At 76.2% G+C, this 5,199-nt stretch carries 6 protein-coding genes; all 6 read right to left on the bottom strand.

What is annotated here, in order from left to right; genetic code table 11:
• Positions 1–66: 66 nt before the first annotated feature.
• Genes CTKZ_RS00665 through CTKZ_RS00640 form a run of 6 tightly spaced genes read right to left on the bottom strand, consistent with a single transcriptional unit; the run spans position 67 to position 5,149 of the window.
• A complete protein-coding gene (locus CTKZ_RS00665; protein ID WP_124341118.1) occupies positions 67–642 on the bottom strand; it encodes an HhH-GPD-type base excision DNA repair protein in 576 nt (191 codons plus the stop codon).
• Positions 639–1,268, bottom strand: a complete 630-nt coding sequence (gene cofC, locus CTKZ_RS00660; protein ID WP_124341117.1) for a 2-phospho-L-lactate guanylyltransferase — start codon at positions 1,266–1,268, stop codon at positions 639–641. Before cofC ends, CTKZ_RS00665 begins: the two co-directional genes overlap by 4 nt.
• On the bottom strand, positions 1,265–2,251 hold the full coding sequence (gene cofD, locus CTKZ_RS00655; RefSeq protein ID WP_124341116.1) for a 2-phospho-L-lactate transferase: 987 nt from the start codon (positions 2,249–2,251) through the stop codon (positions 1,265–1,267). The genes cofC and cofD overlap by 4 nt, the downstream gene beginning before the upstream one ends.
• The gene (locus CTKZ_RS00650; protein WP_124341115.1) at positions 2,248–3,060 is read right to left on the bottom strand and encodes a putative F420-0 ABC transporter ATP-binding protein; all 813 of its coding nucleotides are present in this window, start codon (positions 3,058–3,060) and stop codon (positions 2,248–2,250) included. The genes cofD and CTKZ_RS00650 overlap by 4 nt, the downstream gene beginning before the upstream one ends.
• Positions 3,051–4,130 carry a putative F420-0 ABC transporter permease subunit gene (locus CTKZ_RS00645; RefSeq protein WP_124341114.1) on the bottom strand — a complete coding sequence of 360 codons (1,080 nt, stop codon included), beginning with the start codon at positions 4,128–4,130 and terminating at the stop codon, positions 3,051–3,053. Before CTKZ_RS00645 ends, CTKZ_RS00650 begins: the two co-directional genes overlap by 10 nt.
• Positions 4,127–5,149 carry a putative F420-0 ABC transporter substrate-binding protein gene (locus tag CTKZ_RS00640; RefSeq protein ID WP_124341113.1) on the bottom strand — a complete coding sequence of 341 codons (1,023 nt, stop codon included), beginning with the start codon at positions 5,147–5,149 and terminating at the stop codon, positions 4,127–4,129. Before CTKZ_RS00640 ends, CTKZ_RS00645 begins: the two co-directional genes overlap by 4 nt.
• Positions 5,150–5,199 lie beyond the last annotated feature (50 nt).

Below are 5,199 nucleotides of genomic sequence, written 5' to 3'. Positions count from 1 at the left end.
CTGCGCTCGGGGCGGGCCGCGCGCTCGCGGTCCTGGTGCCGGCCGGGCGGCTCAGCTCAGCCGGTGTCAGGCCTTCGCGGCCCTGGCGGCGGCCTTGGCCGCCTGCTTCGTCGCGCGGACCTCGGCGAGCGACGTCGGGTCCGTCACGTCGGCGATCGAGCGGCGCGCGTCGACCTCGCCGTACGCGCCCGCCGCCTCGCGCCAGCCCTCGGGCTCCACGCCGTACTGCTTCCCGAGCAGCGCGAGGAAGATCCGCGCCTTCTGGTCGCCGAACCCGGGCAGCGCCTTGAGGCGCTTGAGCACCGTCGCGCCGTCCGGGTCGCCCGTCGTCCAGATCCGGGCCACGTCGCCGTGGTACGTCTCGACGACCTCGCGCGCGACCGCCTGGATGCGGCCCGCCATCGAGCCGGGGTAGCGGTGCACCGCGGGAGGGGTCGAGCACAGCGCGACGAACTCGTCGGGGTCGGCGTCCGCGACCTGGTGCACGTCGAGCCCGCCCATGCGCTCGGCGATCTTCGCCGGCCCGGCGAACGCGCTCTCCATCGTCACCTGCTGGTCGAGCAGCATCCCGATCAGCAGCGCGAACGGGTCCTCCGAGAGCAGTCGGTCCGCGGCGTCGTCGCCGGTCAGCCAGAGCGTCATGCGCCCATCCTGGCGTGCGCGCCGGGTGCGTGGGCACCCGGGGCGTCGACCAGCGTGTCGAGGTCGGCGGGCTCGTCGACGTCGTGCCGCAGCGTCGACGCGACGGGAAGGTCGAGCGCGACGTGCCCGGCGGCGGTGTGCCGGGCGGACGAGCCCGCACCGAAGGCCGGTCGCAGGTCGGACCCCGGGGCGGCGGTGAGCAGCGTCGTGCCCGTGCCCTCCGCGTCGGGGACGTGCGCGCGGGCGTGCGCGGCGGCCAGGCGCAGCCCCGCGTCGAGGTCGGCGGGACGCAGCCCGGGCAGGTCGCCGAGCAGGACCGCGACGGGTGCGTCGGGCGTGCGCGCGCGGACAACGGCCTCGCCCGCGAGGACCGCCTCGTCGAGCCCACCGCCGGGCGGCTCGTCGACGACGACCGCGCCGCCGCGCTGCGCCCACGACGCGAGGACGTGGTCGGGCGTCACGAGGACGACGCCCGCGACCGACTCGGCGGCCGACGCCGCAGCGAGGGTGTCGAGGGCCATCGAGCGCACGAACCGGGCGCGCTCGCCCGGTCCCAGGACGTCGGCGAGGCGCGACTTGCCGCGGTCGGCGTCCTTGACCGGGACGACGACCCACCACCCGGTCACGGCGCCCGGTCCACGAGGGCGAGCGCCCGCGCGGCGATCGCCGCGGTCGCCGGGACGTCCGTCATGAGCGTGGGCGCGGACTCGACGCGCCAGCCCTCGGACCGCAGCGGCTCGACGACCGCCGCGTCGGCGTCGTCGACGAGCCACGCGTCGAGCACGCCACCGTCGGCGCGGCGGCCGTAGTGACGCGCGACGGCGTCGGCCGCGGTCTCGACCCCGATCGCGGTGAGGCACGCGTCGGCCATGCCGCGCACGGGTGCGCCGCCGATCACCGGGCTGATGCCGACGACTGGGGCGGGCGTGGCGCGCAGCGCGTCGCGGATGCCGGGCACGCCGAGGATCGTGCCGACGGACACGACGGGGTTCGACGGCGGCACGACCACGACGTCGGCGTCGGCGAGCGCGTCGAGCACGCCCGGTGCGGGCTCGGCGACCGTCACGTCGTTCTGGTGGAACGCGCGCGCGGGGATCGCGGCGCGGTGCAGGACCCACCACTCCTCGAAGTGCATCGTCCGTCCGTCGACGGTCTCGACCGACGTCTCGACCTCGCTGTCCGTCATCGGCAGCAGCGTCACGCCGGGCTTCCACCGCTCCGCGAGCCGGGCGGTGACGCTCGACAGCGGCACGCCCGACAGCAGCAGCTCGGTGCGGGCCAGGTGCGTCGCGAGGTCGAGGTCGCCGAGCGTGAACCACTCCCAGCCGAGCCCGTACGCGGCGAGGTCGTCGGACACGCGGCGGCTCTCGTCGCGGCGACCCCAGCCCTGCTCCTCGTGCACCGCGCCGCCGAGCGTGTACATGAGGGTGTCGAGGTCGGGGCACACGCGCACGCCGTGCAGCCACAGGTCGTCGCCGGTGTTCGCCACGACCGTGACCTGCGCGGTCGTGCCGCCCGCGCCGTCGGACAGCCGGTCGCGCAGCAGCGCGAGCAGCCCGCGCGTGAAGCGCGCGCCACCGACGCCGCCGGACAGGACGGTGATCCTCATGCTTCTCCCGCGGGGACGGGAGCCGGCGCCGTGCGGGGCGCGGGCTCGTGGAACGCGATAACGGGCCGCCCGGTGCGCGGGTGCTCGAGGACGTCGGCGTCGACGCCGTAGACCTCGCGCAGCAGCGCGGGCCGCAGCACCTCGCGGGGGTGACCGGCCGCGGCGAGGCGCCCGCCGGACAGCACGACGACGTGCTCGCAGAACGCGGCCGCGAGGTTGAGGTCGTGCAGCGCGGCGACGGTCGTCGTGCCGAGGTCTCGCACGAACGCGAGGAGGGCGAGCTGGGCGCTCACGTCGAGGTGGTTGGTCGGCTCGTCGAGCAGCAGCAGCTCGGGCTCCTGCGCGAGCGCGCGCGCGACGTGCACGCGCTGACGCTCGCCGCCCGACAGGGACGACCACGCGCGGCCGGCCAGGTGCGCGGCGTCGGCGGCGTGCAGCGCGCGGTCGACGGCCTCGTCGTCGGGGTCGGTGCCCCACAGCGAGCGGTAGGGGATGCGGCCGAGCGCGACGACCTCGCGGACCGTCAGCGGGACGCTGCTCGACGACTCCTGCTCGAGCAGCGCGATCCGGCGGGCACGCTCACGACGGCCCATCGCCGCGACCGGCGCCGCCGACGCCCCCGCGCCCACGAGCACCGCACCGCGCTCGGGCGTGAGCAGCCCGGCGACGAGGCGCAGCAGCGTCGTCTTGCCTGCGCCGTTCGGGCCGAGCAGGCCGGTCAGGCGCCCCGGGGGTGGGGTCGCGTCGACACCGTCGACGACCCACCGGCCCCCGAGGCGCGTGCCGACACCGCTGAGCGTCAGGTCCACGCCGACCCCCGTCCCCGGCGCAGCAGCACCGCGAAGACGGGCACGCCGATGAGCGCCGTGACGATGCCGACGGGCAGCTCGCGCGGGTCGAAGAGCGTGCGGGCGAGCGTGTCGGCCCAGACGAGGAACACCGCGCCGGCGAGCGCCGCGACGGGCAGCAGCCGGCGGTGCGCCGGGCCGGTGAGCGACCCGACGGCGTGCGGCAGGACGAGCCCGACGAACCCGATCGCGCCGCTCACGGCGACCATCGCGCCCGTGAGCAGCGCGACGAGCGTCATGAGCGTCCACCGGGTCCGGTCGACGCCGACGCCGAGCGCCGCCGCGGCCGTGTCGCCGAACGCGAACGCGTCGAGCCGCACACCGGCGAGCACGACGAGCGTCCCGACGACGAGCACCGCGCCTCCGGCGATCGCGACCGACGACCACGTCGCGCCCGCGAGCGAGCCGAGGAGCCACGACAGGATCTCCCGGTACGAGTCGCCGGTCGCGGTCCAGAAGATGACGAACGACGTGCCCGCCGCGCAGAGCTGCGACACCGCGAGCCCGGCGAGCACCGTGCGGCCCGGCGTGAGCATCCCGCCCGAGCGGGCGAGCGCGAGCGTCGCGACCAGCGCGGCCATCGCGCCCACGAACGCGGCGACCGGCAGCAGCACGGCCACGCCGACGACCAGCACGGCGACCGCCCCGAGCGACGCACCCGACGACAACCCGAGCAGGTACGGGTCGGCGAGCGGGTTGCGCGTGAGGCTCTGCATGACGGCGCCGGCGAGCGCCAGCCCGGCGCCGACGGCGGCGGCCGTCAGCACGCGCGGCAGGCGGAGCTCCCAGACGATCGCGTCGTGCAGCGGTGCGACGGGCGCGACGTCCAACCCCACGTGCGCCACGATGCTGCGCGCGACCTCGCCGACGCCCAGGTCCGCCGGTCCGATCGTCACGGTCACGAGGACCGTGCCGACGAGCGCCGCGAGGCCGACGGCCACGAGCAGCGCGAGGTGGGTGCGCGCCGGTGCCGCCGTCGACGGGGCGAGCGGCGGGGTCGTGCGGGGGACGGTGGCGGTCGTCGTCGTCACCCCTCGTCCGGTGCGTCGTCCAGCGCGGCGACCTGCTCGGCGATCGACGCGACGGCCTCGGCGTTGCGCACCCCGGCCTCGGTCGCGGCGAACGGCACGGTCACGTAGCGCTTCTCGCGCACCGCGGTGAGCTGCGACGTCGCCGGGTTCGACTCGAGCAGCGCGATCTTGCTGTCGGCGGTGTTCCACGACGCGTCGACCAGCACGATCACGTCGGGGTCCGCCGCGACGACCTGCTCCCAGCCGACCGACGTCCACGTGTCGTGCACGTCGCCGAAGACGTTCGTCAGCCCGGCGGCGTCGAGGATCATCTGCGGCGCACCGATCCCGGCGCCCACGTAGGGGCTGTCGGTGCCCGACGAGTACCAGAGCGCGGTCGTCGGCTCGGCGGGCTTCTCGACCTCTGCGAGCGTGTCGCGCTGCGCGGCGATGAGCTCCTCGGCACGGTCCTGCACGCCGAACAGCGACGCGACCTCGCGGATCTCGTCCTCGACGACGTCGAACGTCAGCGGGTCGGGCTGGTAGCCCTCCTCCTTGCACGCGGCGGGGGAGACGTACGTGCCGATCCCCAGCGCGGCGAGGGCGGCGCGGTCGCCGGCGCCGTCGGCGGAGAAGTTCGACTCCCAGCCCGCGTAGACGAAGTCCGGCTCGAGCGCGAGCAGCGCCTCCTGGCCCGGGACCTTGTCCGACACGACCGGGATCGCGTCGTAGGCGTCGGCCCACTCGTCGGGCACGGGACCGTCCGCGAACGCCGTGCCGACGACGCGGTCCTCGAGCCCGAGCGCGAGCAGCATCTCGGTCGACGTCGACTTGATCGTCACGACGCGCTCCGGCGGGGCGTCGACCGTGACGGGTGTGCCGCAGTTGTCGAGTTCGACGGGCGTGAAGCCGCCGGGCTGCGACGCGGCAGCGGTCGGCGACGACGTGCCCGACGCGTCGGACGCGCACGCCGACAGCCCGAGGGCGAGCGCGGCCGCGGCGACGAGGGGCACGAGGGGACGGCGGGTGGGGCGGGGCATCGGCACTCCGGGACTGGGCGCAGGGCGACCCCTGCGCGGGCGGGGGTGGG

Source organism: Cellulomonas algicola (assembly GCF_003851725.1).
In the GTDB taxonomy this organism is placed as follows: Bacteria; Actinomycetota; Actinomycetes; order Actinomycetales; family Cellulomonadaceae; genus Cellulomonas; species Cellulomonas algicola.
This window is presented reverse-complemented; position numbering and strand designations above follow the sequence as displayed.